This is a genomic window from Streptomyces sp. BYX5S, from assembly GCF_054724165.1.
Map to the genome: position 1 here is coordinate 3,287,890 of NZ_CM138829.1, position 26,864 is coordinate 3,314,753.

The following is a 26,864-nucleotide window of genomic DNA, read 5'->3' on the forward strand; positions in this document are numbered from 1 at the left end:
TATACAACACGGCCCACGATGCATATCCACCTCGGGCCGTCACGTGGAGAGGGGCGGACATGGAGCGGCACGACGGCTGGCTGCTGACCGACCTGTACCGGGCTCTCGGGGAGCGCTCCGGCGGCGACCCGAGGACCGACGCGCCGCTCGATCAGCTGCTCGTCGCCTGCGAGGTCCTGATGAGCGACGTCGGCGAGGCCTCCATGCGCGCGGTCGCGGCCCGCGCCCTCACCGCGTACGACGCGCTCGACGCCGACGGCAGGCTCGCCTTCTTCGCCCACGTCACCAAGACGTACGACGCCGACGCCGACCAGGTCCGCGCCGCCTACCTCCGCTGGGAGGAGGCCCGCGCCGTCGGCTCCCAGGGAGAGGCGGAGCTCGTCCGCCTCTTCGACGTCGTCGAACCGGCCCGCCAGCAGCTCCTGCGCCGCATGAACCACGCGCCCGACGCCACCCTCGCGCTGGTCCACATGCGCGCCGACCTGCGCCGCCTGCTGCCCGCCCACCCCGAACTGCGGCCACTGGACCACGACTTCCACCACCTGCTGACGTCCTGGTTCAACCGCGGCTTCCTGCGCATGCAGGAGGTCACCCCGGACTCGCCGCCCGAGCTGCACCGGCATCTGCTGCGCGGCGAGAAGGTGCACCCGATGACCTCCGAGGCCCAGCTGCGGCGCCGCATCGAGCCCAAGGACCGCCGCGTCTACGCCTTCTTCCACCCCGCCACCGGCGACGTACCCCTGATCTTCGTGGAGGTCGCGCTCGTCCGCGGGCTGCCCGACCGCATCGCCCCGCTGCTCGACGAGGGCCCCGAACTCGGACCCGCGGACGCGGACACGGCGGCGCTCTACTCCATCAACAACGCGCTCGACGGCCTCGCCGGAGTCTCCTTCGGCAGCTTCCTCATCAAGCAGGTCATCGAGCAAGTGGGCGAGCAGCTGCCGCACTTGACGCAGTTCGCGACGCTGTCACCGATCCCCGGATTCTGCGCGTGGATGGAGGAACAGGCCGCGCACGACCCCGAACTGCGCGCCCTTGCAGCGGAGTTGAGCGACCAGGACGCCGCCACCCGGGACGCCGAACGCCTCCGGCCCCGGCTGCTGCCCGCCATCGCCCGCTACATCACCCGCGAACGCCGCCCCGACGGCCGCCCCTTGGACCCGGTCGCCCGCTTCCACCTCGGCAACGGGGCCGCCGCCTGGCAGCTCGACTGGCCCGCCAACACCTCGCCCGAAGCGTGGCGGCAGTCCTACGGCGCGATGATCAACTACCGCTACGAACCGCAGGAGTTGGAGCGCCGTCACGAGGACTTCGTGCGCCGCGGCGCCGTCGCCGTCGGCGGCCCCCTCAAGGAAGACTTCCCGGCGGTCGCACGACCCGCGGCCTCCGTGGGAACGAAGAAAGGAACCACCCGATGAGCACGCAGCCGAGCACCCCCGCGGCACCCTTCCGCACCATTCACCGGTCCTTCGTCGAACAGGCGGAACTCCGGCCGGACAAGGCGCTCTTCGAGCTGCCCGACGGGCGGTCCGTGACCTACCGCGAGACCGACGGCCTCGTCCGCAGGATCGCCGCGCGCCTCGTCGCCGACGGGGTGCGGCCCGGCGACCGCGTCGCCATGCAGGTCGGCAAGTCACCGGAGGCCATCGCCCTGTACCTGGCGACGCTGCGCATCGGCGGGGTCTTCCTGCCGCTCAACACCGCCTACACCGGCGCCGAGATCGACTACTTCATCGGTGACGCCGAGCCGCGCGTCCTCGTCTGTCCGCCCGAGCGCCGCGCCGACCATGCCCACCGTGAGAGCACCGACCTCGTCGTCGAGACCCTCGGCACCGCGGGCGACGGCAGCCTCCTCGAAGGCGACGCCCACCACGACGACGTCCACGAGGCCACGGCGGGTGAACCGGCGGCCATCCTCTACACCTCCGGCACCACGGGCCGCTCCAAGGGTGCCGTCCTCACCCACGAGAACCTGGCCTCCAACTGTGCGGCGTTGCTGGACAGTTGGTGGTTCACGTCCGAGGACCGGCTGATCCACGCCCTGCCGATCTTCCACGTCCACGGCCTGTTCGTCGCCGCCAACATGGTGCTCACCTCCGGCGCCTCCATGTACTACCTGCCGAAGTTCGACGCCGACGCCATCGCGGAGCTGCTGCCGCGTGCCACCGTGCTCATGGGCGTGCCCACCTTCTACACGCGGCTCCTCAAGCACGCCAAGGTCACCCCGGAGACCTGCGCGTCCATGCGTCTGTTCGTCTCCGGCTCGGCGCCGCTGCTCGCCAGCGACCACGAGGCGTTCGAGGCCCGCACCGGCCACGCCATCCTGGAGCGCTACGGCATGACCGAGACCGGCATGAACACCACCAACCCGTACGAGGGCGGGCCCCGCAAGCCCGGCACCGTAGGCAAGGCGCTGCCCGGCACCGAGATCCGCGTCGTCGACGCCGAGACCGGCAAGCCGCTGCCCGACGGAGAGGTCGGCAGCGTCGAGGTCCGCGGCCCCAACGTGTTCGCGGGCTACTGGCGGATGCCGGAGAAGACGGCCTCCGAGTTCCGCGAGGACGGCTTCTTCATCACCGGCGACCTCGGACTCGTCGACGCGGACGGCTACCTCTGCATCTCGGGCCGGGAGAAGGACCTCATCATCTCCGGCGGCTTCAACGTGTACCCCAAGGAGATCGAGACGCTCCTCGACTCCCACCCCACGGTCCTCGAATCCGCCGTGATCGGCGTCCCGCACCCCGACTTCGGCGAGACGGTCGTCGCCGTGGTCGTCCCCGCTCCGGGCCAGGAGCCGAAGGAGCGTGAGCTCATCGACGCCATCAGCGCGGACCTCGCCCGCTTCAAGCACCCCCGCGCCGTACGCGTCGTGGAGGCGCTGCCCCGCAACGTCATGGGCAAGGTCCAGAAGGCCGAACTGCGCAAGACCTACAGGGACTTGTTCACGGCGTCCTGATCCCCGCACCCCCTCTTTTTCCGGTCTCTCAATGTGGAGAAGACGATGGTCCTCTATGGAGTGGCAGCGCTGGCGACATGCATGCTCACGGGCACGCTCGTCGGTGAGTACCTGGGCGCGGCGCTCGGCGTCGACGCCAATGTCGGCGGCGTCGGCTTCGCCATGATCCTGCTGGTGTTCGCGACGCACTGGCTGCGCCAGAAGGGGAAGTTCCCCGAGGTCAGCGAGCAGGGCGTGCTCTTCTGGAGCGCGATGTACATCCCGATCGTCATCGCGATGGCGTCGACGCAGAACGTGTACAAGGCCGTCACCGGCGGCCCCATGGCCCTCCTGGCGGGACTGCTCGCGCTCGGCGCGGGCTTCGCCCTCGTGCCGGCGGTCGCGCGGATCGGCGGTAAGGGAGAACCGCTCCCACCGCTGACCGGGGCGGAGACGGCGGCCGACGCGGAGACCGCCACCGAGAAGCAGGGGGTCTGACGTGGACACCTTCGTCTCCGTCTGCGAGGACAACGGCCTCATCGTCGCCTTCGCCCTGGTCGGCACGCTGATGCTGGTCTCCGCGTGGCTGTCGAAGAAGCTCACCCGTGGCCGCTTGCAGGGCTCCGCCATCGCCATCGTGCTCGGCCTCGCGCTCGCCTACTGGGGCGGCGCGGCGACCGGGGGAGAGGCGGGCCTCGCCGACATCACCGCGCTGTCCGGGATGAGCCTCATGGGCGGCGCGATGCTGCGCGACTTCGCGATCGTCGCCACCGCGTACGGGGTCGACCTCAAGGAGATCAAGCGGGCCGGCCCGTCCGGCGCGCTGTCGATCCTGCTGGGTGTCGCCGTCTCCTTCGTCGCGGGCGCGCTCGTCGCCGCGCTGTTCGGGTACCGCGACGCGGCCTCCCTCGCGACGATCGGCGCGGGCGCGGCCACGTACATCGTCGGCCCCGTCACGGGCACGGCGGTGGGCGCCAGTTCGGACGTGATCGCGCTGTCGGTCGCCGCGGGCCTCGTCAAGTCCGTGGTGGTGATGGTGGGTACGCCGCTGGTGGCGCGCCTGATCGGGCTGAACAGCGCCAAGTCGGCGATGGCCTTCGGCGGCCTGCTCGGCACGACGTCCGGAGTCGCCGGCGGCCTCGCCGCCACCGACAAGCGGCTCGTCCCGTACGGGGCGATGACGGCCACCTTCTACACGGGGGTCGGCTGCCTGCTCGGCCCCTCGGTCTTCTACGTGTCGCTGAGAGCGCTCGTCGGCGGCTGACGGACGACAGGGAAGGGGCCCGGGACGGGCCCCTTCCGCGTTCGTCCGCGCGTTCGGCGCACCGCACCGGCGACCGCACTGCCGCAACCGCACTTGCCTAATGCTATTAGGCAAGTGCTAAATTGGTTTCGGTAGTAATCCATGAGGCTTAGGGAAGGAACGCACGGTGATGGCACGCGCCGGACTCACGGCCGAGCGGCTGGCCCGCGCCGGGGCCGAGCTCGCCGACGAGGTGGGCTTCGAGCAGGCGACCGTCTCCGCCGTCGCCCGGCGCTTCGACGTCAAGGTCGCGAGCCTGTACTCGCACGTCAAGAACTCGCACGACCTGAAGACGCGGATCGCCCTGATCGCCCTCCAGGAACTCGCCGACCGGGCCGCCGACGCCCTCGCCGGACGGTCCGGCAAGGACGCGCTCACCGCCCTCGCCAACGTCTACCGCGACTACGCCCGTGAGCATCCGGGCCGCTACGCCGCCGCCCAGTACCGGCTCGACCCGGAGACGGCGGCGGCGAGCGCGGGCGTCCGGCACGCGCAGATGACGCGGGCCGTCCTGCGCGGCTACGACCTCGGCGAGCCCGACCAGACCCACGCCGTCCGGCTGCTCGGCAGCGTCTTCCACGGCTACGTGAGTCTCGAACTGGCCGGCGGTTTCAGCCACAGCGCCCCCGGCTCGGACGAGAGCTGGGCGCGCTCCCTCGACGCCCTCGACGCCCTGCTGCGGAACTGGCCCGCATCTGCCTAGCCCCAGCCGGTTCACACCCCGGGCGGCCGCCGCCGACCGGCGACTCCCTGTGCTCGACACCCTTGATCAACAGATGGACACCCCCATGAACACGCAGCACCACTCCGTCCACGACCTGACGGCCACCCCCCTCACGGACGACCTCGTCCGCGGCGCGATCGACCTGGAGCGCACCGCGCGCGGCCTCCTCCCGCACCGCCTCCCCGCCTGGGCCCGCGCCCAGAACACGGACGGCCAGCTGACGATGGCCGAGTCGCAGCCCTCCGGCGTCCGCCTCGCGTTCCGCACCCGCGCCACCGCCCTCGAACTCGACACGGTGCCGACCAAGCGCTCCTACGTCGGTGTGCCCCCGCGCCCCGACGGCCTCTACGACCTGCTCGTGGACGGCCGGCTCGCCGGGCAGGGCAGCGTGACGGGCGGCGACATCCTCACCATCGACATGGCGAAGGGCACCTTCGAGCACACGCCCGGCGAGCCGGGCACGCTCCGCTTCGACGGCCTGCCGGACGAGCTCAAGACGGTCGAGATCTGGCTCCCGCACAACGAGACCACCGAACTCGTCGCCCTGCGCACGGACGCCCCCGTGGACCCGCTCGCACCCCTGGGCGCGTCCGGCCGCCCGGTGTGGCTGCACCACGGCAGCTCCATCAGTCACGGCTCCGACGCCGCGAGCCCGACGACCACCTGGCCCGCGCTCGCCGCGTCCCTCGGCGGCGTCGAACTCGTCAACCTGGGCTTCGGTGGCGGTGCGCTGCTCGACCCGTTCACCGCGCGCACCCTGCGGGACACCCCGGCCGACCTGATCAGCGTCAAGATGGGCATCAACCTCGTCAACGCCGACCTGATGCGGATGCGGGCCTTCACGCCCGCCGTCCACGGCTTCCTCGACACCGTCCGCGAGGGCCACCCGGACACCCCGCTCCTCGTCGTCTCGCCGATCCACTGCCCGATCCACGAGCGCACGCCCGGACCCGGCGCCCCCGACTTCAGCACCCTCGCCAGTGGACAGCTGAAATTCATGGCCACCGGCGACCCCGCGGAGGTGGCGCAGGGCAAGCTCACCCTGGAGACCATCCGGGCCGAACTCGCCCGCATCGTCGCCGAACGCGCCGCCGACGACCCGCACCTGCACTACCTCGACGGCCGTGAGCTGTACGGCGAGACGGACCACGAGGAACTGCCGCTGTCGGACGCCCTGCACCCCGACGCGGCCGCCCACCGACGCATCGGAGAGCGCTTCGCGGAGCTGGGTGTCGGCCCCCTGATCGATCACTCGTAAGGGCGGGTTAGCATATGAGCGCCGCCTAGCTCGAAAGAGACGCACGTGACTGTCAACGACGACTCGTTCACCAACTGGAAGCACCGCGAGGAAACCGCGGAGGCAATGATCCCGATCATCGGGAAGCTGCACCGCGAGCGGGACGTGAACGTCCTGCTGCACAGCCGCTCCTTGGTGAACAAGTCGGTGGTCAGCCTGCTGAAGGCCCACCGATTCGCCCGCCAGATCGCCGGCGAGGAGCTCTCGGTCACCGAGACGATGCCCTTCCTGAAGGCGCTCGCCGGTCTCGACCTCGGGCCCTCCCAGATCGACCTCGGCATCCTCGCCATGACGTACAAGGCCGACGACCGGGGCCTGAGCGTCGAGGAGTTCACCGCCGAGGCCGTCGCCGGGGCCACCGGCGCGCTGAAGCTGGAGCGCGGCGCGGGCCGCGACGTCGTCCTCTACGGCTTCGGCCGCATCGGCCGCCTCGTCGCCCGCCTGCTCATCGAGAAGGCCGGCTCCGGCAACGGACTGCGGCTGCGCGCCATCGTCGTCCGCGGCGGCGGCGAGCAGGACCTCGTGAAGCGCGCCTCGCTGCTGCGCCGTGACTCCATCCACGGCCAGTTCCAGGGCACGATCACCGTGGACGAGGCGAACAGCACGATCAACGCCAACGGCAACGCGATCAAGGTGATCTACGCGAACGACCCGTCGGAGATCGACTACACGGCGTACGGCATCAAGGACGCCATCCTGATCGACAACACCGGCAAGTGGCGCGACCGCGCGGGCCTGTCCGAGCACCTGCGTCCGGGCATCGACAAGGTCGTCCTCACCGCGCCCGGCAAGGGCGACGTGCCGAACATCGTGCACGGCGTCAACCACGACACGATCAAGCCGGACGAGCAGATCCTGTCCTGCGCCTCCTGCACCACCAACGCGATCGTGCCGCCGCTCAAGGCGATGGCCGAGGAGTACGGCGTGGTGCGCGGGCACGTGGAGACCGTCCACTCGTTCACCAACGACCAGAACCTGCTGGACAACTACCACAAGGCCGACCGCCGGGGCCGCTCCGCGCCGCTCAACATGGTCATCACCGAGACCGGCGCCGCCTCCGCCGTCGCGAAGGCCCTGCCGGACCTCAAGGCGCCCATCACCGGCTCCTCGATCCGCGTCCCCGTCCCGGACGTCTCCATCGCGATCCTCAGCCTGCGGCTCGGCCGCGAGACCACCCGCGAGGAGGTCCTCGACCACCTCCGCGACGTCTCGCTGAACTCGCCGCTGCGCCGCCAGATCGACTTCACGGACTCGCCCGACGCGGTCTCCAGCGACTTCCTCGGCTCCCGCCACGCCTCGATCGTCGACGCGGGCGCGACCAAGGTCGACGGCGACAACGCGATCCTCTACCTCTGGTACGACAACGAGTTCGGCTACTCGTGCCAGGTCATCCGGGTCGTCCAGCACGTCTCCGGCGTCGAGTACCCGACGTTCCCGGCGCCCACCGCCTGACGTCACCGACTCCTGCCGAGGCCGGTCCCGCCGCACGCGGGGCCGGCCTCGCGGCACTTGACGAGTTGATCAACCGGGGCGCAGGATGAGGGGCATGTTCACTCATCGTGCCCACGCGTCCGGAACGGCCCCCGTTCCGGATCGATGTGGTTGCGCGCGCAGCGGCTTGTAGTGGGCCTCCAGACCCCTCGCCGTTCCTTGTCGTACGTGCTCCTGTAGAAGCCTGCGCCCTGTAGGGCGTTGGCCGCGCACGTACGGATCCCCTCGCGTTCAGCGCGTTCCCTCGTCACTGCGTGCCTGTGGAGGCTCCCCTTGTCCGTGACCGAAATGCCCCCTTCCTACTCGCTGCGCCCCGCCCACATCCCCGCCGACGGCCTCTACGAGGGGCGCCGCGTCCTGCGCCGCACCCCCGAGGGCTGGCAGGACCGCCCCTACGAGCTGTTCGAGCTCGTGCCGCAGGGCGCCACCATCGGCGCCGAGATCCGCGGCCTCGACCTGAGCGAGCCCCTCTCCCCGCCGCTGCGCGAGGAGCTGAACCGGGCGCTGCTCGAATGGAAGGTCCTCTTCTTCCGCGGCCAGCACCTCACCAGCGAGCGGCAGCGCGCATTCGCCCGCAACTGGGGCGAGTTGGAGACCAACCCGCTCCTGGAGCGCGGCGACAGCGACGACGTCGTCCGCTTCGACAAGGGCGCGGGCGGCGTGCCCAGCTACGAGAACGTCTGGCACACCGACGTCACCTTCCGTGAACGCCCCGCCCTCGGCGCCGTGTTGCAGCTGCGCGAGGTCCCGCCGTTCGGCGGCGACACCATGTGGGCCGACATGGCCGCCGCGTACGACAACCTCTCGGACGAGGTGAAGGCGCGCATCGAGGGCGCGGAGGCCGAGCACGACTTCCTGCCCGGCTTCCGCCGCTTCTACGGTCCCGAACGGCTCGCCCAGTGGCAGGAGTTGTTCCCGCCGGTCACCCACCCGGTCGTGCGCCGCCACCCCGAGACCGGGCGGCGCATGCTCTTCGTGAACACCTCCTTCACCACCCGCATCCTCGGCCTGGAACGCGCCGAGAGCGACCGGCTGCTCCGCCTGCTCTACCAACAGGCCCACGTCCCGGAGTTCCAGGTGCGGTTCCGCTGGCAGGCCGGCGACATCGCGTTCTGGGACAACCGCGCCACCCAGCACTACGCGGTGGCCGACTACGGCGACGCCCGCCGCGTCGCGGAGCGCGTCGCCATCGCGGGGGACCGGCCCTTCTAGGGCGCGGCTCCCTCGGGCGGCGTCCGCCGGGCGGGAGGGCCGCGCCGAAATCCCTCTCGCCGGTGAGGAGTCGGGCGGGCCGCGCCTCGATACTGGCTCCCACAGGCCCGCCGGACGTCCCTGCGGCGGGCCGGGTCACGAGGAGCCGCACCATGCGTCTGCCGCGCCGCACCAGCCCCTACCTCGTGGACGGGGCGCTCGCCGCCCTCGTCCTGTTCGCCGTGTCGCTCCAGTTCCTGTTCCCCGACGAGGGCGGCGACCCGCTGTCCTGGCAGGGCTTCCTGCTGGGCGCGGGCACGGCGGTGCCGCTCGTCTGGCGGCGGCGCGCGCCCATGGTCTGCGCGTCCGTCGTCTCCGTCGCCACCCCGGCGATGGCGCTGTACCACGCGCCGCCGCCGGACGTCCTGTACGGCGGGTTCGTCGTGCTCTACACGGTCGCCGCGTACACGGACCCGGTGCGGCGCCGCTTCATGCTGGCCGGCTGGCTGGTCGGCGCGACGGTGACGATGGCGGGGAAGGAGCACGCCGCACCCTTCGAGTACGCCTTCCACCTCCTCAGCCTCCTCAGCGCCTTCGGGTTCGGCCTGCTCGCCCGCACCCAGCGCGCGTACACGGCCGCCCTGGAGGAGCGCGCCCGCGCCCTGGAACGGGAGCGCGAGGTCGACCGGGCCAGGGTGGTGGCCGGTGAGCGCGCCCGGATCGCCCGGGACATGCACGACGTGGTCGGCCACGCCGTCAGCCTGATGGTCGTACAGGCCGAGGCGGGCCCGGTCGTGGTGCGCAGCGATCCCGCGCGCGCCGAGGCGGCGTTCGACGCGATAGCGGGCGCGGGACGCGAGGCCATGCAGCAACTGCGCCTGATCCTCGGCGTCTTGACCGACACCGGCAACGGCGGCGCCCCCGAGGCCCCCGTCCCCGGCCTCGCCCGCCTCCCGGACCTGGTCCGGCAGGTGTCCGCCACCACCGAGGTGACCGTCACCCTGCGCACGACGGGCCACCCACGCCCCCTCGGCACCGAAACCGGCACCGCCGTCCACCGCATCGTCCAGGAAGCCCTGACCAATACCGTCAAGCACGCGTACGCTGCCCGAGCGGACGTACAACTCGACTGGGGGGAAGCGGAGTTGACGATCGCCGTGACGGACGACGGAACCGGCGGCCCGCCGGGCGCCGGTGCCGGGCGCGGGCTGGTCGGCATCGAGGAACGCGCCGCGGCGTGCGGCGGCAGCGCCCGCAGCGGCCCCGCTCCCGGCGGCGGCTTCCGGGTGACGGCCCGGCTGCCCACGGCCCCGCGCCCGGCCGCCGAACAGGCGCCGTGAGCATCCGCGTGGTCGTCGCCGACGACCAGGAACTGGTGCGCAGCGGCTTCACCATGATCCTCGACGCGCAGCCCGACATCGAGGTGGTCGCCGAGGCCGCCGACGGCAACGAGGCGGTCACCGCGGTGCGCCGGCACGCCCCGGACGTCCTCCTCCTCGACATCCGCATGCCGCACATGGACGGCATCGAGGCGGCCCGCCACGTGTGCGAGCAGTCCGGTTGCCGCGTCGTCATGCTGACGACGTTCGACCTCGACGAGTACGTCTACGAGGCGCTGTACGCGGGCGCCTCCGGCTTCCTGCTCAAGGACGTGCGCCGCGACGACCTCGTCCACGCCGTCCGCGTCGTGGCGGCCGGCGACTCCCTCCTCGCCCCGTCCGTGACCCGCCGCCTCGTCGCCGACATCACCCGCCGCAGGCCCAAGTCCCCCGAACCGCCCACCCTTTCGGCCCTGACCGCCCGCGAAACGGAAACCCTGCGCCACCTCGCCCGCGGCCTCACGAACGCCGAGATCGCCGCGACCCTGCACGTCAGCGAACACACGGTGAAGACCCACGTCAGCAACGTCCTCAGCAAACTCGGCCTGCGCGACCGCGTCCAGGCGGTCATCTGCGCGTACGAGTCGGGACTGGTGACGCCGGGCTAGAGGCCGTCGGGAAGAAGCCGGGCCGGAGCGGCTGTTGATGTCCCTGTCGTCGTCAGCGAGCTCAGTGAGAGGTGGATCCCGGTGTCCTCATCCCAGCGGTCCGTGTCGGCCGCAGGTCCGCGTCGTCCGATCTGCCGCACCTGCGGCGTGCAGTACGCGGCGCCGCGCCCCGACTGTCCGATCTGCCTGGACGAGCGCCAGTACGTCGGCTGGTAAGGCCAACGGTGGACCTCACTCCCGGAGTTGAAGGCGGAGGGCCATCGCGGCCGGCTCGAAGCGGAGGGGCCCGGTGTGGTCGGAGTGGGCGCGGAGCCCTCGGTCGCCGTCGGCCAGCGTGCGCTGCTGATCCGCTCACCGTCCGGCAACGTGCTGTGGGACTGCGTGGGCTATCTCGACGACGAACTGGCCGCCCGGATCGAGGAGCTCGGTGGCATCAGCGCGATCGCCGTCAGCCATCCCCACTTCTACGGCGTGATGACCGACTGGGGCCGGGCCTTCGACGCTCCGGTGTACGTCCATGCCGCGGACCGCGAGTGGGTGGGACGGCCCGACCCGCTCATCCACTACTGGTCCGGTGACACCCACCGGATCGCGCCCGGCATGACGCTGATCAACGCGGGCACGCACTTCGCGGGCGGCACGGTGCTGCACTGGGCCGACGATCCGGAAGGGCGCGGCGCGCTGTTCAGCGGCGACATCTTCATGGTGGTGATGGACCGGCGCTGGGTCAGCTTCATGTACAGCATCCCCAACTTCATTCCGGAACGGCCCAGCACCATCCGCCGCGCGCTCGCGCTGGTCGAGCCCTTCGCCTTCGAGCGCGTCTACGGGGCGTTCTGGGGACGCGTGGTCGAAGCCGACGGAGCTGCCGCGGTGCGGCGTTCCGCCGACCGGTACCTGCGCTTCGTGCGGGACGGAGAACGAGGGAGCGACCCGCTCGGCACCGAAGCGTCCCACCAGCACGAGAGGGAAACCCCCTACGACGCGTGATCCCGCACAATGGGACCATGCCCGAAGCCTCGTACACCCCGCCCCGCGTCCCCTGGGCCTGGCTCGCGCCCAGCGTGGTGCTGCTGGCCGGGATGGTGGCCTGGGGCATCGCTGTGTATCCGCGTCTGCCCGACCGTATCCCGCAGCACATCGGTGGCAGCGGAGTCGATGCCTGGACGGACAAGTCCGTGGGCGCCGCGTTCGTCCTCGTCTTCGTCTACGCGGGTGTGACCGCGCTGCTGTCCGCCACCGCCGTGCTGCTGCTGCGGACCACGCCCACCAGTGAACTGCCCGACGGCGCACCCCGTTTCGCGATCACCGGCAGCCAACGCCCCGCGACGCGCACCGGAGCCCGCCGGATGGCCGTGGCGCTGCTCGTCACCAACATCGGGATGGGCCTGTCCTTCATCGTCGGCAACCTCGTCCTCTGGCGCACGAGCGGCACGTCCGAGGTCCCGTGGTGGTTCTTCGTCGGGCTGCTCGCGCCGATCCTGGGCGGGGCGACGCTCACCGTCGTCGTGGGCCTGCAGGACCGCAGGGAGGGCAACAGGGCTCGCGACAGGGCGCGTTCGGGGCGCGGGGTCCGCTAGGGAGCCGGGTCCTCTATCCGGCCGCCGAGCCTTTCGCGGCGGAGGCTCGAGTGTTCCGACATTCTCGTCTGCCGTCCCCGCAATCCCGGCGGTAACTTTTCTGCCACGAAAGGTGATCACGGCGTACGCCGGAGAAGGCAGTGAATACGCTCGCTGAGCACATCTTGTGTGCCGGATCCGAGGCGAGGAGCCCATGGCCTTGAACGAGCGTCGTCCTTTGCAAGTCGTCGAAGTGCCCCTGGGAGAAGGGGAAGACGTGGTGCGGGTGCAGGTCGACGTGGTGGACGATTCCGTGGTGCGGGTGGGGCGGGGAAGCCGGGCCATGGCCCGTGCCGAGGATTCCCTCGACCAGATGCTGGATGCGGTCCGGCCGGTGGCGAACGCGTTCGTCGGGCGCTGCCGGGACATGGTGCGACCACCGGACGAGGCCACACTGGAGTTCGGTATGTCGCTGTCCGCCGACGCGAAGGTCCTCATCGCCGGATCGTCGGCTGCCGCGAACTTCTCGGTGAGCCTCACCTGGAACAACACCGGCACCGACACGCAGACTTCGACGAACTGAGACCGGCGTGGCCAGCAGCGGGGGAGCCGCACACGAAGCGGCCATGGTGTCGTCGGTCGTACGGGTCAAGGGCGGTGACGGCGCGGCGGTCGGCGCGGGATTCCTCATCGCCGACGACACGGTGGTGACCTGCGCCCACGTCGTGTCCGACGCCCTGGACCAGCCTCGTGACCTCGCCGTCGCGGTGGGGACCGAGGTCATGCTCGACGTGCCGTTCGCCGTAGACCGCCCCGAAGGGTCGGCGAAGGTCCTGCACTGGGTGCCGGTCCGGGAGGACCAGGGCGGGGACGTGGCCGTGCTCCGTCTGGACGGCGCGCTGCCCGGGGTACGCCCCTTGGCGATGGCCGACGCCGGGGACGTCTGGGACCACGAGACCAGGGCCGTCGGTTTCACCGCCGACGCTCCGGACGGGAACTGGCAGCAGGGGCGCTTCCGAGGCCCCGTCGGTACCTCCCTGGTGCAGCTGTCGCGCGCGGACGGCCAAGCCGTCCACGTGCGGCCGGGTTTCAGCGGGAGCCCGGTCTGGGACGACGATCTGGGCGTGGCCGTGGGCATGGTCGTCGCCTCGGAGCCGGCACGGGAGACCCAACAGGCGTTCGTGATGCGCACGGAAGCGGTGGCCGAGGCGGTGCCCGCCCTCAGGGAGCTGCTGCTGCCCACCAAGCCGTTCCTCGGTCTGAAGCCGTTCGAGGAGGACGACCGGCACCTGTTCTTCGGCCGGGACGACGACATCGCCCGAGTGGTCACCGCCCTGGAGGGCGACCACCCGTCGGTCACGGTGTGCGGCCCGTCGGGCAGCGGCAAGTCCTCCCTCGTACTGGCCGGGGTGGTGCCCCTGCTGCGCGGAGCAGGATGGGAGATCCTGGTCCTCGACTGCAGCCGCGTGAAGGTGCCCCGGGCCGCCCTGGCCACGGAACTGTTCGAGCGCGCGGCGGCCGGTGCGCGGGCGGCACACGCGGACCAAGTGGACGGATGGCTGAGGGAGTTGGGCGTCGTCGACGCCGCCCACCGGGCCACCGGCCGGACCACCGGGCGGCTGCTCGTCGTCCTCGATCAGGCGGAGGCCCTTCTCAACCTCGACGAGCCGCACCTCACCGAGGCGCTGGACCTGTTGTTCCCGCCCCGCCCCACCAATCTGCGCGTCCTGGCCACCTTGCGCGCAGACGTCATGAACACGGCGCTGAAGCATCCCCGTCTGGGGTCCGTGCTGACGGCAGGCCTGACCGTGCCCCTGACGCCGATGGACCGGGACCAGCTGCACACCGTCATCACACGGCCGCTCGAAAGAACGCCCGGGGTGACCTACGAACCGGGACTGGACCTGCGGATCCTGGACGACGCCGGCACCGACCCGGGCGTTCTGCCGCTCCTGGGCTTCCTCCTGGAACAGCTGTGGAACGAGGAGCGCGGCCCGCGCCTGAGCGCCGCGACGTACCAGGAGATCGGCGGGGTCAAGGGCGCGCTGGTCCGCCACGCCCGACAGGTGTGGGACAGCTGTGTGCCCCCGGGGTCGGAAGAGGAGGCACGGCGTCTGCTGGCGGGACTGGTGCGGGTGGTCCCTGGTGGGGAAGCGACCCTGCGGCGCCCGCTGACGCGGGAGGAGGCCGGAGAGGAACGCTGGCGTCTGGCCCGAGCCATGTCCACTGAGGACAAGCGCCTGCTCGTCCTTCACGGCGGGGACGGCAGGCCAGAGAGCGCGGAGCTGGTGCACGAGGCCCTGATCACGCAGTGGCCCGAGCTGGCCGAAGCGGTCCGCGTCGACGCCGACTTCCTGAACGCGCGCGCCGAGGTCCGGCACGACCAGAAGCGATGGGTGCAGGCAGAGTGCCCCGCAGACCTGCTGCCGGGCGGTTTCCAGCTCGAGTCCCTCACGAAGAGACTGGGGGGCCGTGAGAACGAACTGGATCAGGACCAGCGAGATTTCCTGGCAGTCGCGCGCCGTAAACGCCGGAGGGACCGCCGGCGGGCCTGGTACGCCTGGGCGGCAGCCACTCTCGCATGCGTGTTCATCGCCACGCTCATCACGTTCAATGTCCTGGAGTCCCGGGACAGAGCCCGGCAGGCCGGTGAGGCGCGCTCCCGGGCACTCGCGGTGCAGTCGGACGACCTGGTCGCCACCAACCCCGGCCATGCCGCCCTGGCCGCCGTCGCCGCCTACGAGACCGCGCCGACGCAGGAGGCTCGCAACTCGCTGCTGCGGAGGTACTCCGAGGCCCGGAGCACCGAATGGCTGCTGTCGGGGGCCGAAGGCAAGTTCCAGAACGCCGCGATGAGCGCGGACGGCAGGGTCACGCTGGTGACGACCGACGGAGGGCGTGCCCTGCTGTTCGTGCGGACGGCGCGAGGCAAGGTACGACAGGAGAGCCTTCGCTTGGGCCCCATCGTCGATACGCCCCGGGTGAGTTTCGATGGACGGCGGATCTCCTACGTACGCCGGGAGGACGGAGCGGTCGTCTGGCACGAGGTCACCTTCACCGCGCGGAAGATGGTGGGGAGCGCACACCCGCTGGACATGCCCGATGAGGCCGCCCCGGGCGCTGCCGCCCACTTCAAGGAAACGGCCTTCTCCCGTGACGGCCGCTTCCTGGTCGAATCGGGCGACGACGCCTGGACGGCCGGCGTGGTCGATCAGTCGAACCGACCCGTACGGGTGTGGGATCTGGAGACCGGGCGCCCGCGGGTGCTGCCGAAGAAGTACTCCATCGCGACGGCGGCGTGGTTCGGTCCCGACAACCGCACGGTGGTCCTCGCCTCGGCGAGTGGCTCCCTGATCGCAGTCGACGTCCGGACCGGAAAGATGCGCCGGCTGACCGCATCGTTCAAGAGCGTGCCCCAGGGGGAGCAGGGTGGCAGCTGGGTGTCGGCCGACGGAACCGTGGTGCTCTCGTGCCGTGGCGACTCCGATTCGTCCAGCGCGCGGTACAAGGCGATACGGGTTGCGGACGGTCGGGTTCTGAGCGACCGCCGATGGGATCGCGGCTCATCGTGCGGGCCCGCGCTCCTCGATCCGTCGGGGAAGCGGTTCGCCCTGAACACCGGGCTCGACGACTGGGAGGTGGCGGAAACCGGTGGAGACGCCCGCCCCCGGAAGTTCACCGGTCCCAGTATCGGATCGAGCAAACGCGTGCCGTTCCCTCTGCTCGGCACGGCTCACAGCCCGTCGGTGCCCGTCCGGGGAGACACCAAGATCACCGGTCACCGGCTGACCGACGCCGAGGGTGAAACCGCGTTCGGCACGCCCACCCTGCTGGGGGACGGGAGCTCCATGCTCGTCCGTACCGGGTCGGACGGCGACAAACTGATGGTGGTGGAGACCGAAGGCAACCAGCGAGTCCTGTCCGAGGTGTCCAGCAAGGGGAAGACTCCACCCGCCGATGAACAGCTCATCGCCGTCAACCGCTCGCAGACGCTCATGGCATACGTGACCGGCGAGAGTCGCGTGATCGTTCGCCGACTGCCGTCGCTGAAGAAGGTCTCCGCGTTCACCGTGGCCCGCCCACCGCTGAAGGAGGGCAGCGACGAGCGGGACCCCGTCGCTCTCGACTTCCAGCCCGACGACCGGCTCGTGACGCTCTCCGGCGCACGGATCGAGTACTGGGACACCGGTGACGGGCGGCGCCTGCGCTCGCCGATCGACGTGAAGGACCTCGGACTGACCTCCGGGGACAAGCCGGAATACCTCATGGCGGGGCACCGCGCCTCAGGAGTGATCGGGGTCCTGGTACCGGGGACGCCCAACCTGTACGCCATCGACCTGCGAACAGGCAGGGAACGGAAGAACCTCCGCGTCACGTTCGACGAGGACCTCCTGACGGCCTCGTTCCTTCGGGACCGCCGGTACCTGGCCGTACTCACCACGGGCCGCATCGTGGAACTGTGGTCCGCCGAGCCGGGGCAATCGCCACGAAGAGTGGTGGGACCGTTCGGACCGCTGGAGCCCGGCGAGTTCGCGGTCGGGAACCCGTCCGGCGCCGACTTCTTCGTGGCCTACGGCAGTACCGTCGTCTTCCTCAAGGCGGACGCCCCCGCGGACAGGGACACGTACAAGTTCGGTGCGGACCAGCATTTCGCAGCCACCAACACCACCGACGGAAAGGCCCTCCTGGGCAGCCCTTCGTCGGAAGACCCGGAGCGCCCGTCGGGCGGGTTCGACACAGGCCCCCTGAAACTCACCCGCCTCGACCCCGACCTCTGGAAGCGGCACCTCTGCGAAGTCCTCGGCCGCACCCTGACCGGTGACGAACGCAGCGCCCTGTCGGGCCCCCTGCCGGACACGATCTGCCCCGCCTGACGAGTCTGTCGGCGAAGGGCCTCCGACGGACGCCCCGACGACCGCGAGTGGCTGCTCCTGGCCCCACACCTGCCCTCGCCCGCGGTGCGTCGCGCTGCGCCGGTGAACCGCGCGTCCCTCACCCGCGCGACCCATCCCCGCCACCCCGCCTCCCTCCCACGCGCGAGCCGTGAACCGCCCGTCCCGGCGATCCGCCGACGTCCGGTGCGCCGTCACGCTGGCGGGGACCCATCGGAACCCGCTGAGGAGGCGCCGTGCTCAGCACACTCGCTCGGGCGGCGACCCGCCGTCCCCGTACCGTGATCCTGACCTGGCTCGCCCTGATCGTGCTCGGTTTCGGGCTCGGCACCGGTGTCTTCGGCAAGCTCTCCGACTCCGTGCCGGACGTGCCGGGCACCGAGTCCGACCGGACCGCCGAACTCCTGGAGGACATCGACCCGCGCGGCGAGTCCCTCACCGCCGTCGTCGAGGCGCCGCGCGTCACCGACCCCGGACCGCGCGGCGCCGTCGAGCGGGCCGTCGCCGAACTGCGCCGCGTCCCCGGGGTCGCCGCCGTCCCCGACCCGTACGCCAGCGACCGCCTCGTCTCCCGCGACGGCCGGGCGCTCATCGTGCCGATCACCCTGAAGGGCGGCCTCGACGACGACGCGGAGGACGCGGCCGTCGACACGGTCGCCGACCGGGTCGAGGCGATCGACGGCGCCGACGTGCACGTCAGCGGCGGCCCCCTGCTCGGGAAGCAGCTCGGTGAACGGGCCCAGGAGGACGTCCAGCGCGCCGAACTCATCTCCCTGCCGATCGTCCTCGGACTGCTCCTGCTGATCTTCGGCGGGCTGCGCGCCGCGGGCCTGCCGCTGCTCGTGGCGGTGAGCGGCGTGGCGGGCGCGTTCCTCGCCCTGTTCGCCTTCAGCCAGGTCACCGAGATCTCCGTGTACGTGATCCAGGTGACGACCATGCTCGGACTCGGCCTCGCCGTGGACTACGCGCTGCTGATGGTGATGCGGTTCCGGGAGGAGCGGCGGGCCGGCGGCGACGTCACCGAGGCCGTGCGCCGCACCGTCGAACGCGCGGGCCGCACCATCCTCTTCTCCGGCCTCACCGTCGCCGTCGCACTCAGCGGACTGCTCGTCTTCCCCAGCCCGTTCCTGCGCAGCATGGGCCTTGCTGTCGCCGCCGTCGTGGTCGTCGACATGCTCGCCGCGCTGACCCTGCTGCCCGCGCTGCTCGCCCGGTTCGGCGCGCGCATCGCCCCGGCGAAGACGCTGCCGCCCGGTGCGGAGGGCCGCGTCTTCGCCCGCCTCGCCCGCTTCTCGGCGCGCCGCCCCGTCGCCGTGACGGCGGTGAGCGTCCTCGTCCTCCTCGCGCTCGCGCTGCCGGTCACCAACCTGCGCGTCAACATCGGCGACGCCCGCCAACTCCCGGCCTCCACCGAGGCCCGACAGCTGTACGACGCCGTGAGCGCGCACTACCCGGCGGGCGTCGGCGTCGACCCCGTCGTCGTCGTGGCACGCCCCGGCACGGACCCGGCGTTCGCGTCCCGCGTCGAGCGCCTCGACGGGATGGCCGCCTCCGAGACGCGGACCTTCGACGACGGCACACGCGTCCTGCGCGTCACCCCGGCCGGATCGGTCGACGGCGCGACCGCCACGCAACTGGTGCGCGAGGTACGGGAGTTGCGCGGCGCCGACCCGGTGGCCGTGACCGGTGTCGCCGCGCGGCTCGTCGACTTCCGGCAGATGCTCGCCGACCGCGCGCCCTGGGCGGCGCTCACCGTCCTCGCGGGCATCGTCGCCCTGCTCTTCGCGTTCACCGGATCGCTGCTCATCCCGCTGCGCACGGTCCTCACCACCCTGCTCAGCCTGGGCGCCGCGCTCGGCGTGGTGGTCCTCGTCTTCCAGGACGGGCACGCCGCGTCCTGGCTCGGGGGAGAGGGGCTCGGGGCGCTGAGCCTGACCGCGCCGCCCCTGATCGTCGCGATCGCCTTCGGCCTCGCCATGGACTACGAGCTGTTCATCCTGGCCCGGATGCGCGAGGCGTGGCTGGCCACGGGGGACGCGCAGGAGGCGGTGGTCACCGGGCTGCGCCGCTCCGGCCGCGTCGTGAGCTGCGCGGCGCTGCTCCTCGCCGTCGTCTTCGGCGCCTTCATGACGGGCGGCTTCGCGCCCATCCTCCAGATCGGCCTGGGCCTCACCCTGGCGGTCGTGATCGACGCGACGCTCGTACGGATGCTGCTCGTACCGGCGACGATGGCCCTCCTGGGTACGCGCGCGTGGTGGGCGCCGCGCGCGCTGCGGCGGGTGCACGCGCGATTCGGCGTGCAGGAGGAGGAAGAGCGGGTCCCCGTGCCGTAGGGAAGGCGGAGAAGGGGCCCCGTGCCGTAGGGAAAGTCGAGAAGGGGCCCCGGGCGCGATGCCCGGGGCCCCTTCGGGTGTCACAGGGGTGTCGTCACACCGTGGCGATCGACCGGCCCGCCCAGTCGGGCGCGGGTTCCGTCAGCTCGGAGAAGCGGTCACGGACGGCGGTCGGGAACTCGGCGGCCTTCCCCGCCTCCTGGTCGACGTGGATCGCCAGCAGCTCGGTGGTCGCCACCGGGGCGTCGTCCGGCGCCGGCTCGCCCTCCTCGTCGTCGACCACGAACATCTCGTGCGTGAAGCGCGCCTTCTTCGACGCCACGCCCAACACCCGCGTACGGATGGCGAGATGGGCGCCCTCGGGCACGTCACGCAGATAACGTATGTGGGACTCGACCGTGTAGAGCGAGCAGTGGGTGGTGTCCCGGTACGTCGAGTCCAGGCCCGTCTCGATCATCATGGCGTCGGTGGCGTGCCCGAAGGCGAGGACGTAGAACGCCTCGCTCATGTGGCCGTTGTAGTCGATCCACTCGGGGCGCACCGTGCGGTGCAGCAGGGGCAGTGCGGTGATTGCGGTACTCATCGCGGGTCCGCCTTCCCACTGCCGTTCCCGTTCAACCGGCCTGTGGCACGCAGCACATCGATGACACCCTGGTCGCGCTCGGCGACGAGGTCGGCGATCGTACGGCCGTCTGCGGCGACGTCGCAGCCCGCGACCACGGAGTCGTACAACTGCTTGTCCAGCTCCGGGGCTTCGAGCCGCGTCCACGGCGACTTCAGGGACGGGCCGAAGTGGTCGAGCATGTGCGCCATGCCGCCCTCGCCGCCCGCGAGCGCGAACGTCAGCATCGGGCCCATGAAGGCCCAGCGCAGACCGGGACCCTCGGTGATCGAGTCGTCGATCTCCTTCACCGTGGCCTCGCCGTTGGCGACCATGTGCAGCGCCTCGCGCCACAGGGCCTCCTGGAGACGGTTGGCGATGAAGCCCGGCACCTCGCGGTTCATGGTGATGACGGACTTGCCGGCCACCTCGTAGAAACGGGAGGCCCAGGCGGTGGCGTCCGCGTCGGTCCGCTCGCCGCCGACGACCTCGACGAGCGGGATCAGGTACGGCGGGTTGAACGGGTGCCCGACGACCAGGCGCGTCGGGTTCGCGGCGGTGGTCTGCATGTCGGTCATCGGGTAGCCGGAGGTCGACGAGGCGATGACGACACCGGCGGGGGCGGCAGCGTCGAGCCGCGCCAGCAGATCGCGCTTGAGGTCGAGGTCCTCGGGCGCGCTCTCCTGCACGAACTCGGCGTCGGCGACGGCCTCTTCGAGGGTGGGGGCCACGGTGAGGCGGTCGCGCGAGGCGTCGTCGGCGAGGCCCATTCCGGTGAGCGCGGGCCAGGCGGCGTCGACGAGGCGGCGCAGCTTCTGCTCGGCGTCGGGCGCCGGGTCCCAGGCCGTGACGTCGTAGCCGCGCGCCAGGAAGTGGGCGACCCAGCCGCCGCCGATGACGCCGGCTCCGACGCAGGCGACCCGGCGGACGTCCTCGGGAGCGGTGAAGGGGGAGGTCATGAGGGTGGTGTTGCCTTCCGGTGGGGGTTGGTGCCGGGACGGGGTCAGGCGCGCGGCTTGAGGCCGAGGATCTCGCGGGCCTCGTCGGGGGTCGCGACGCGCGAACCGATCGACTCGGTGATGGTCACCGCGCGCTCGACGAGCTGCGCGTTCGTCGCCTTGTTGCCCTTGCCGAGGTACAGGTTGTCCTCCAGGCCGACGCGGGCGTGGCCGCCGAGGAGGATCGACTGCGCCACCCACGGCATCTGCATGCGGCCGAGCGCGAAGCTCGCGAACCGGGCGCCCTCCGGCAGCATGTTGACCATCGACTGGAGCACCCCCGGGTCGGCCGGGGCGCCCCACGGGATGCCCATGCACAGCTGGAACACGGTCGGGTCGTCGAGCAGCCCCTCGGCGAGGAGCTGCTTGGCGAACCACAGCTGACCGGTGTCGAAGATCTCCAACTCCGGCCGCACACCCAGCTCCTGGATGCGCTTGGCGCCCTGGCGCAGCATGTCGGGCGTCGACACGTACAGGTTTGAACCGTCGCCGAAGTTGAGCGAACCGCAGTCCAGCGTGCAGATGTCGGGCAGCAGGTCCTCGACGTGCGGCAGCCGGTCGAGCCCGCTGACGAGGTCGGTGCCGGGCAGGTGGGTCGTCGGGTCGTCCGGGTCGATCACCAGGTCGCCGCCCATCCCGGCGGTCAGGTTGATGACGACGTCGGTCCCGGTCTCCTTGATCCGCTCGACGACCTCCCGGTACAGCTTCGTGTCGCGCGAGGGGGCACCGGTCTCGGGGTCCCGTACGTGAATGTGCACGACGGCGGCACCCGCGTCGGCCGCCTCGACGGCGTTCTTGGCGATCTGCTCCGGGGTGACGGGCACATGCGGACTCTTGCGCACGGTGTCACCGGCACCGGTGAGGGCGGCGGTGATGATGACGTTCTCGGTGGGCATGGGCGTACCTCCAGGATGGGTTCGGTCAGGGGAGCCCCTGCGGCAACTGGGCAGCGGGGTTCGGTCAGGGGAGCCCCTGCGGCGATTGAGCAGCGGGGTCCGGGGCGGAGCCCCGAGGCGTGGGATCAGGGGGCCAGAACGGTGCGGTCGACGTAGGTCAGCAGGGCCGCGTGCATCGCGTCCGCCCCACCGTCCCCGGGCCCGGACGCCAACACCTGCGTGGCGAGCCCGTCGATCAGCGCGGTCAGCGCGAACGCCGCCGCGTCCGGATCGACGGTCGACCGGAACACGCCCTGGTCCACCCCACGACGGAGGACATCCGCCACGGTCGACCGCCACTGCCGGTAGTACTCCGCGTGCAACCGCCCCACGGCAGTGGACCGCGCCGCCTCGGCCCACAGGTCGAGCCACACCTTCCACTGCCGCCGCTGCTGCGCGGTCCGCGGCGTCTGCAACTCGATCAGCTGCCGGAGCTCCGCCGCCGCGTCGTCCGCCTCGGCGAGGTGCGCGGCGCGGCGCGCGGTGTCCTCGTCCATGCACCACCGCACCGCGGCCTCCAGCAGCTCCGCGCGACCGGGGAAGTGGTAGTGGATCGCCGCGGTACTGGTGGCGCAGGCGCGGGCGATGTCGGAGACCCGCACCGCGTGGAAGCCGTGCTCGGCGATCAGCCGCACCGTCTCACGGACGATCTGCAACGGCCGCCCGCCCGCCACGGCGGCGGGCACCGGAGCCTCGGCCTCGTCCTCGCGCGGCCGCGCGCCGAGCAGCCAGCCCGCGTCGACACGCCCCTCGTCGGCGATCCGCGCCAGCTCCGCCGCCGTGAACCGGCGGGTCCCGCTCAGGGAGCGGGAGAGCTTCGACGGATCCATGACGATGCGGCGCGCGAACTCGCGCTGGCTGACACCGGCCGCCGTGATCACCTCACGGACGCGGGCGGCGGTGTCGACGGGGGGCACCTCGTTGCTGGATTCCACGGGGCACGACCCTAACCACGTGTTGAGAAGAACTCAACACAGGGACCCGCAAAACCCAGTAGAAACTGTCCATTGAGGTACTGACTTGCTCATCAGTCACCATCGCAACACCGGCCCAGCTCCCGCCGACTCCGCGCACCGCACCCCGCGCACCCCGCACCGTGCACACAAAGAGTGCGCTGTGAATCGTGCCAACACCCTTGCCCGCAGCGGGCGTTGACCCCTTATGGTGCGGGCTCCACGTTGCCGCTGAGCACCATGGCCCCAGGGGGATCTCCATGCGTCGCACGCGCCGCGCTCTCACCGTCCTCGCCGCTATGGCGCTGCTCGCCGCGACCGCGGCCTGCGGCTCCGACGACCCGCCGTCCGACTCCGCCTCCTCCGAGGGCGGCGGCGGGGGCGGCACCACGAAACTCAAGATCGGTGTCATCCCGATCGTCGACGTCGCGCCGCTCTACCTCGGCCAGAAGAAGGGCTTCTACGAGAAGCAGGGCCTGAGCCTGTCCATGACGATGGCGCAGGGCGGCGCGGCGATCGTGCCGGGCGTCGTCAGCGGCCAGTTCCAGTTCGGCTTCTCGAACTCCACCTCGCTGATGGTCGCCCAGTCCAAGGGCGTACCCGTCAAGGTCGTCGTCAACGGCGTCGCCTCGACGGGCAAGCGGGGCGCGGACTTCGGCGCCGTCGTCGTCGGCAAGGACAGCACGATCAAGTCGGCCAAGGACCTCGAAGGCAAGAAGGTCGCCGTCAACACGCTCAAGAACATCAACGACACCACCGTCCGGGAATCCGTCCGCAAGGACGGCGGTGACCCCTCCAAGGTGAAGTTCGTCGAGCTCGCCTTCGACCAGATGCCCGCCGCGCTCGACAAGGGACAGATCGACGCCGCTCAGGTCGTGGAGCCGGCCGCCGCGACCGTCAAGGCGCAGGGCGGCCGCGAGATCGCCTCCAACTTCGTGGACACGGCGCGCAAGCTGACCGTCGCCATGTACTTCTCGTCGAGTCAGTACGTGGAGCGACACCCCGACATCGTCAAGAAGTTCAACGAAGCCACTCAACAGTCCCTGACCTACGCGAACGGCCACCCCGACGAGGTCCGCGACATCATCCGCACGTACACGAAGATTCCGCCGGAGACCCTCGACAAGGTGACGCTGCCGTCCTGGCCCGCCCAGTGGAACAGGCCCTCGCTCGAAACCCTCGCCAAGCTCGGCGAGCAGGACGGACTGTTCGAGAAGACCCCCGACCTGGACGCGCTGCTGCCATGATCCCCGGCCTGCTGGGGCTGCTCGTGTGCGCGGCGCTGTGGGAGGCGGTGCCGCGCCTCGGCCTGGTGAACCCCGACTTCCTGCCGCCCTTCACCACGACACTGAACGCCCTGCGCGGCGAACTCGGCGACGCCGCCTTCTGGTCGGCGCTCGGCGACACCCTCACCGGCTGGGCGCTCGGCCTCGCCCTCGCCACCGCGGGCGGCGTGCTGGCGGGCCTGGTCATCGCCACGGTCCCGTACCTGCGTGAACTCACCGCGTCCACCATCGAGTTCCTGCGCCCCATCCCGTCCGTGGCGCTGATCCCGCTCGCGATCCTCCTGTACGGCACCGAACTGCGCTCGGTCCTGCTGCTCGTCGTCTACGCCGCGTTCTGGCAGGTCCTCGTGCAGGTCCTGTACGGGGTGCGGGACGTGGACCCGGTGGCGGACGACACGGCGCGCGCCTTCGGCCTCGGCCCCTGGGCGCGCGTCCGGCACGTGGTGTGGCCGACGGCCCTCCCGTACGTGATGACGGGCGTACGGCTGGCCGCCGCGGTCGCGCTGATCCTCGCCATCACCGTCGAACTCGTCATCGGGGCACCGGGGTTGGGTCACCGGATCAACGTCGCGCAGAGTTCCCAGGCCGTCCCCGACATGTACGCGTTGATCCTGGTGGCCGGCTGCCTCGGCGTACTGATCAACACGGGGGCGCGCTTCGTGGAACGCCGCGCCCTGTCCTGGCACCAGTCCGTCCGAACGCAGGCGCCGACGTGACCCGCGCCCTGCGGGCCGCCGCGCTGGCGCTGGCGCTGCCCTGCGTCCTGGTCGCCGTCTGGTGGTTCGCCTCCGACGCCAGCACCAGCTTCTACGCCCCGCCGCTGCGCACGATCCTCGGCCGCTTCGACGACACCTGGACGCCCGCCCGGCTCCGGGACGACGTACTGCCCAGCGTCCTGCGCCTGCTCGCCGGATACGCGGCCGCGGCCGTGGCCGGCATCGGGCTCGGCGTGCTGATCGGCTCCTCGCGCCGCGCCCGGACGTTCTGTGAACCCGCCCTGGAGTTCCTCCGCGCGGTGCCGCCGCCCGTCCTCGTCCCCGTGATCATGCTGTTCGCGGGCATCGGCGACACGATGAAGATCGCCGTGATCGCCTCCGGCTGCGTCTGGCCGGTGCTGCTGAACACGGCCACGGGCGTCCGCGCCGTGGACCAGGTCGCGGCCGAGACGGCCCGCGCGTACGGCATCGGGGGAGCGGCCCGACTGCGCCACCTGGTGCTGCCCGCCGCGAGCCCGCAGATCTTCGCGGGCCTGCGCCAGGCCCTGTCCATCGGCGTCATCCTCATGGTCATCAGCGAGATGTACGCCTCCAGCAGCGGCCTCGGCTTCGCCGTCGTGGAGTTCCAACGCTCCTTCGCCGTACCGGAGATGTGGACCGGCATCCTCGTCCTCGGCCTGCTCGGCGTCGTCCTCGCGCTGCTGTTCCGGCTCGTCGAACGGCGGGCACTCGGCTGGTACCACGGATCGCGCGGAGCGCGGCGGAAGGCGGGAGACGGCGGTGCTTGAGGTCAAAGGGCTGCGTAAGCTCTACGAGGGCTCGGGGCGGCAGGTGGAGGCGCTGCGCGATTTGACGTTCCGCCTCGACGCGGGCGAGCTGGTGTGCGTCGTCGGCCCCTCTGGGTGCGGCAAGACCACCCTCCTCAAATGCGTGGCGGGACTGCTGAACCCCACTGACGGCACGGTCGCCCTGGACGGCGCCCCGGTCGCCGGCCCCCGCCCCGGCCTCGCCGTCGTCTTCCAGGAGTACGGTCGCAGCCTCTTCCCCTGGATGCGCGTCGCCGAGAACGTCGAACTCCCCCTGCGCCAACGCAAGTCCATCCCGAAACCGGACCGCCGCGCCCGCGTGGCCGACGCCCTCGAAGCGGTCGGCCTCGCGGGCGTCCACCGCGCCTACCCCTGGGAACTCTCCGGCGGCATGCAGCAACGCGTCGCCATCGCCCGCGCCCTCGCCTGCGAACCGGACGTCCTCCTCATGGACGAACCCTTCGCCGCGGTCGACGCCCAGACCCGCGCGGACCTCGAAGACCTCGTCCGCGGCCTGTGGCGCGAACGCGCGATGACGGTCCTCTTCGTCACCCACGACATCGACGAAGCCGTCTACCTGGGAGAACGCGTCCTCGTCCTGAGCCGCTCACCCACCGTCGTCCTCGAAGACGTCCCCATCGAACTCCCGCTGCACCGCGACCAGTTGACCACCCGCGCGGACGAACGCTTCACGGCCCTCAGAAGCCGCGTCCTGGAACGGATCCGCGGCCGGGAGGACCAGCCGGGCAGGAGCGACGTCCCGCGCCGCGCCACCGACTCCCCGGAATCCGGCCCGCATGTGGATCACCTACCGTAGGAGCGCGTTGCACACCGTGCACCCGAATGCCTTAACGTGT

The 26,864-nt window shown here is 71.3% G+C and carries 24 protein-coding genes; 20 read left to right on the top strand and 4 right to left on the bottom strand.

What is annotated here, in order from left to right; translation table 11 throughout:
* Positions 1-59: 59 nt before the first annotated feature.
* The 16 genes from ACYBSK_RS14965 to ACYBSK_RS15040 all read left to right on the top strand — a co-directional run bounded on the left by ACYBSK_RS14965 (position 60) and on the right by ACYBSK_RS15040 (position 19,712).
* Entirely contained in the window at positions 60-1,418 is a 1,359-nt protein-coding gene (locus tag ACYBSK_RS14965) for a malonyl-CoA decarboxylase domain-containing protein (protein WP_460246416.1), read from the top strand.
* Positions 1,415-2,956, top strand: coding sequence for an AMP-binding protein (locus tag ACYBSK_RS14970; protein ID WP_460246417.1), 1,542 nt, complete (start codon positions 1,415-1,417; stop codon positions 2,954-2,956). The genes ACYBSK_RS14965 and ACYBSK_RS14970 overlap by 4 nt, the downstream gene beginning before the upstream one ends.
* 45 nt (positions 2,957-3,001) lie before the next feature.
* The gene (madL, locus tag ACYBSK_RS14975) at positions 3,002-3,433 is read left to right on the top strand and encodes a malonate transporter subunit MadL (protein WP_457477561.1); all 432 of its coding nucleotides are present in this window, start codon (positions 3,002-3,004) and stop codon (positions 3,431-3,433) included.
* A gap of 1 nt (position 3,434) precedes the next feature.
* Positions 3,435-4,199, top strand: a complete 765-nt coding sequence (gene madM / locus ACYBSK_RS14980) for a malonate transporter subunit MadM (protein ID WP_457477562.1) — start codon at positions 3,435-3,437, stop codon at positions 4,197-4,199.
* Between the two features lie 169 nt (positions 4,200-4,368).
* Positions 4,369-4,941, top strand: a complete 573-nt coding sequence (locus ACYBSK_RS14985; protein WP_460246418.1) for a TetR/AcrR family transcriptional regulator — start codon at positions 4,369-4,371, stop codon at positions 4,939-4,941.
* A gap of 85 nt (positions 4,942-5,026) precedes the next feature.
* On the top strand, positions 5,027-6,220 hold the full coding sequence (locus ACYBSK_RS14990) for a GDSL-type esterase/lipase family protein (RefSeq protein WP_460246419.1): 1,194 nt from the start codon (positions 5,027-5,029) through the stop codon (positions 6,218-6,220).
* 45 nt (positions 6,221-6,265) lie between these two features.
* Positions 6,266-7,711 carry a glyceraldehyde-3-phosphate dehydrogenase gene (locus tag ACYBSK_RS14995; protein ID WP_457477565.1) on the top strand — a complete coding sequence of 482 codons (1,446 nt, stop codon included), beginning with the start codon at positions 6,266-6,268 and terminating at the stop codon, positions 7,709-7,711.
* 327 nt (positions 7,712-8,038) lie between these two features.
* Positions 8,039-8,962 (top strand): TauD/TfdA dioxygenase family protein, encoded by a 924-nt coding sequence (locus tag ACYBSK_RS15000; RefSeq protein WP_457481754.1) that lies wholly within the window; start codon positions 8,039-8,041, stop codon positions 8,960-8,962.
* 152 nt (positions 8,963-9,114) lie between these two features.
* A complete protein-coding gene (locus ACYBSK_RS15005; protein WP_460246420.1) occupies positions 9,115-10,281 on the top strand; it encodes a sensor histidine kinase in 1,167 nt (388 codons plus the stop codon).
* Positions 10,278-10,928 carry a response regulator gene (locus tag ACYBSK_RS15010; protein WP_457477567.1) on the top strand — a complete coding sequence of 217 codons (651 nt, stop codon included), beginning with the start codon at positions 10,278-10,280 and terminating at the stop codon, positions 10,926-10,928. The genes ACYBSK_RS15005 and ACYBSK_RS15010 overlap by 4 nt, the downstream gene beginning before the upstream one ends.
* Before the next feature lie 81 nt (positions 10,929-11,009).
* Positions 11,010-11,144 carry a hypothetical protein gene (locus ACYBSK_RS15015; protein WP_457477568.1) on the top strand — a complete coding sequence of 45 codons (135 nt, stop codon included), beginning with the start codon at positions 11,010-11,012 and terminating at the stop codon, positions 11,142-11,144.
* Positions 11,145-11,219: 75 nt separating this feature from the next.
* Entirely contained in the window at positions 11,220-11,918 is a 699-nt protein-coding gene (locus ACYBSK_RS15020) for an MBL fold metallo-hydrolase (RefSeq protein ID WP_457477569.1), read from the top strand.
* A 17-nt stretch (positions 11,919-11,935) separates the two neighbouring features.
* Positions 11,936-12,508 carry a DUF1648 domain-containing protein gene (locus ACYBSK_RS15025; protein WP_460246421.1) on the top strand — a complete coding sequence of 191 codons (573 nt, stop codon included), beginning with the start codon at positions 11,936-11,938 and terminating at the stop codon, positions 12,506-12,508.
* Between the two features lie 193 nt (positions 12,509-12,701).
* Positions 12,702-13,070, top strand: a complete 369-nt coding sequence (locus tag ACYBSK_RS15030) for a CU044_2847 family protein (protein WP_460246422.1) — start codon at positions 12,702-12,704, stop codon at positions 13,068-13,070.
* 7 nt (positions 13,071-13,077) lie between these two features.
* Positions 13,078-17,361 carry an nSTAND1 domain-containing NTPase gene (locus ACYBSK_RS15035; RefSeq protein WP_460246423.1) on the top strand — a complete coding sequence of 1,428 codons (4,284 nt, stop codon included), beginning with the start codon at positions 13,078-13,080 and terminating at the stop codon, positions 17,359-17,361.
* A gap of 254 nt (positions 17,362-17,615) precedes the next feature.
* Complete coding sequence (locus tag ACYBSK_RS15040; protein ID WP_460246424.1) at positions 17,616-19,712, top strand: MMPL family transporter; 2,097 nt, start codon at positions 17,616-17,618, stop codon at positions 19,710-19,712.
* Positions 19,713-19,806: 94 nt separating this feature from the next.
* Here ACYBSK_RS15040 and ACYBSK_RS15045 read toward each other — a convergent pair whose 3' ends face one another.
* From ACYBSK_RS15045 to ACYBSK_RS15060, 4 genes are all read right to left on the bottom strand, one after another.
* Complete coding sequence (locus ACYBSK_RS15045) at positions 19,807-20,283, bottom strand: thioesterase family protein (protein ID WP_460247033.1); 477 nt, start codon at positions 20,281-20,283, stop codon at positions 19,807-19,809.
* 8 nt (positions 20,284-20,291) lie between these two features.
* On the bottom strand, positions 20,292-21,272 hold the full coding sequence (locus ACYBSK_RS15050) for a 3-hydroxyacyl-CoA dehydrogenase NAD-binding domain-containing protein (RefSeq protein WP_460246425.1): 981 nt from the start codon (positions 21,270-21,272) through the stop codon (positions 20,292-20,294).
* A 44-nt stretch (positions 21,273-21,316) separates the two neighbouring features.
* Positions 21,317-22,207 (bottom strand): beta-keto acid cleavage family enzyme, encoded by an 891-nt coding sequence (locus ACYBSK_RS15055; protein WP_457477573.1) that lies wholly within the window; start codon positions 22,205-22,207, stop codon positions 21,317-21,319.
* A 125-nt stretch (positions 22,208-22,332) separates the two neighbouring features.
* Entirely contained in the window at positions 22,333-23,181 is an 849-nt protein-coding gene (locus ACYBSK_RS15060) for a TetR family transcriptional regulator C-terminal domain-containing protein (RefSeq protein ID WP_460246426.1), read from the bottom strand.
* A gap of 278 nt (positions 23,182-23,459) precedes the next feature.
* Here ACYBSK_RS15060 and ACYBSK_RS15065 point away from each other — a divergent pair, with 278 nt between their 5' ends.
* Genes ACYBSK_RS15065 through ACYBSK_RS15080 form a run of 4 tightly spaced genes read left to right on the top strand, consistent with a single transcriptional unit; the run spans position 23,460 to position 26,824 of the window.
* Complete coding sequence (locus ACYBSK_RS15065; RefSeq protein ID WP_460246427.1) at positions 23,460-24,446, top strand: ABC transporter substrate-binding protein; 987 nt, start codon at positions 23,460-23,462, stop codon at positions 24,444-24,446.
* A complete protein-coding gene (locus tag ACYBSK_RS15070) occupies positions 24,443-25,201 on the top strand; it encodes an ABC transporter permease (protein WP_460246428.1) in 759 nt (252 codons plus the stop codon). Before ACYBSK_RS15065 ends, ACYBSK_RS15070 begins: the two co-directional genes overlap by 4 nt.
* Complete coding sequence (locus tag ACYBSK_RS15075) at positions 25,198-25,989, top strand: ABC transporter permease (protein WP_460246429.1); 792 nt, start codon at positions 25,198-25,200, stop codon at positions 25,987-25,989. Before ACYBSK_RS15070 ends, ACYBSK_RS15075 begins: the two co-directional genes overlap by 4 nt.
* Entirely contained in the window at positions 25,982-26,824 is an 843-nt protein-coding gene (locus ACYBSK_RS15080) for an ABC transporter ATP-binding protein (RefSeq protein WP_457477578.1), read from the top strand. The genes ACYBSK_RS15075 and ACYBSK_RS15080 overlap by 8 nt, the downstream gene beginning before the upstream one ends.
* Positions 26,825-26,864 lie beyond the last annotated feature (40 nt).

What these genes read in the sequence shown, in the direction of transcription:
- ACYBSK_RS14965 (WP_460246416.1), top strand. Translation starts at nt 60, where the DNA reads ATGGAGCGGCACGACGGCTGGCTGCTGACCGACCTGTACCGGGCTCTC.
- ACYBSK_RS15070 (WP_460246428.1), top strand. Translation starts at nt 24,443, where the DNA reads ATGATCCCCGGCCTGCTGGGGCTGCTCGTGTGCGCGGCGCTGTGGGAG.
- ACYBSK_RS15005 (WP_460246420.1), top strand. Translation starts at nt 9,115, where the DNA reads ATGCGTCTGCCGCGCCGCACCAGCCCCTACCTCGTGGACGGGGCGCTC.
- madL (WP_457477561.1), top strand. Translation starts at nt 3,002, where the DNA reads ATGGTCCTCTATGGAGTGGCAGCGCTGGCGACATGCATGCTCACGGGC.
- ACYBSK_RS15055 (WP_457477573.1), bottom strand. Translation starts at nt 22,207, where the DNA reads ATGCCCACCGAGAACGTCATCATCACCGCCGCCCTCACCGGTGCCGGT.
- ACYBSK_RS15000 (WP_457481754.1), top strand. Translation starts at nt 8,039, where the DNA reads ATGCCCCCTTCCTACTCGCTGCGCCCCGCCCACATCCCCGCCGACGGC.
- ACYBSK_RS14970 (WP_460246417.1), top strand. Translation starts at nt 1,415, where the DNA reads ATGAGCACGCAGCCGAGCACCCCCGCGGCACCCTTCCGCACCATTCAC.
- ACYBSK_RS14990 (WP_460246419.1), top strand. Translation starts at nt 5,027, where the DNA reads ATGAACACGCAGCACCACTCCGTCCACGACCTGACGGCCACCCCCCTC.
- ACYBSK_RS15030 (WP_460246422.1), top strand. Translation starts at nt 12,702, where the DNA reads ATGGCCTTGAACGAGCGTCGTCCTTTGCAAGTCGTCGAAGTGCCCCTG.
- ACYBSK_RS14985 (WP_460246418.1), top strand. Translation starts at nt 4,369, where the DNA reads ATGGCACGCGCCGGACTCACGGCCGAGCGGCTGGCCCGCGCCGGGGCC.
- ACYBSK_RS15065 (WP_460246427.1), top strand. Translation starts at nt 23,460, where the DNA reads ATGCGTCGCACGCGCCGCGCTCTCACCGTCCTCGCCGCTATGGCGCTG.
- ACYBSK_RS15025 (WP_460246421.1), top strand. Translation starts at nt 11,936, where the DNA reads ATGCCCGAAGCCTCGTACACCCCGCCCCGCGTCCCCTGGGCCTGGCTC.
- ACYBSK_RS15050 (WP_460246425.1), bottom strand. Translation starts at nt 21,272, where the DNA reads ATGACCTCCCCCTTCACCGCTCCCGAGGACGTCCGCCGGGTCGCCTGC.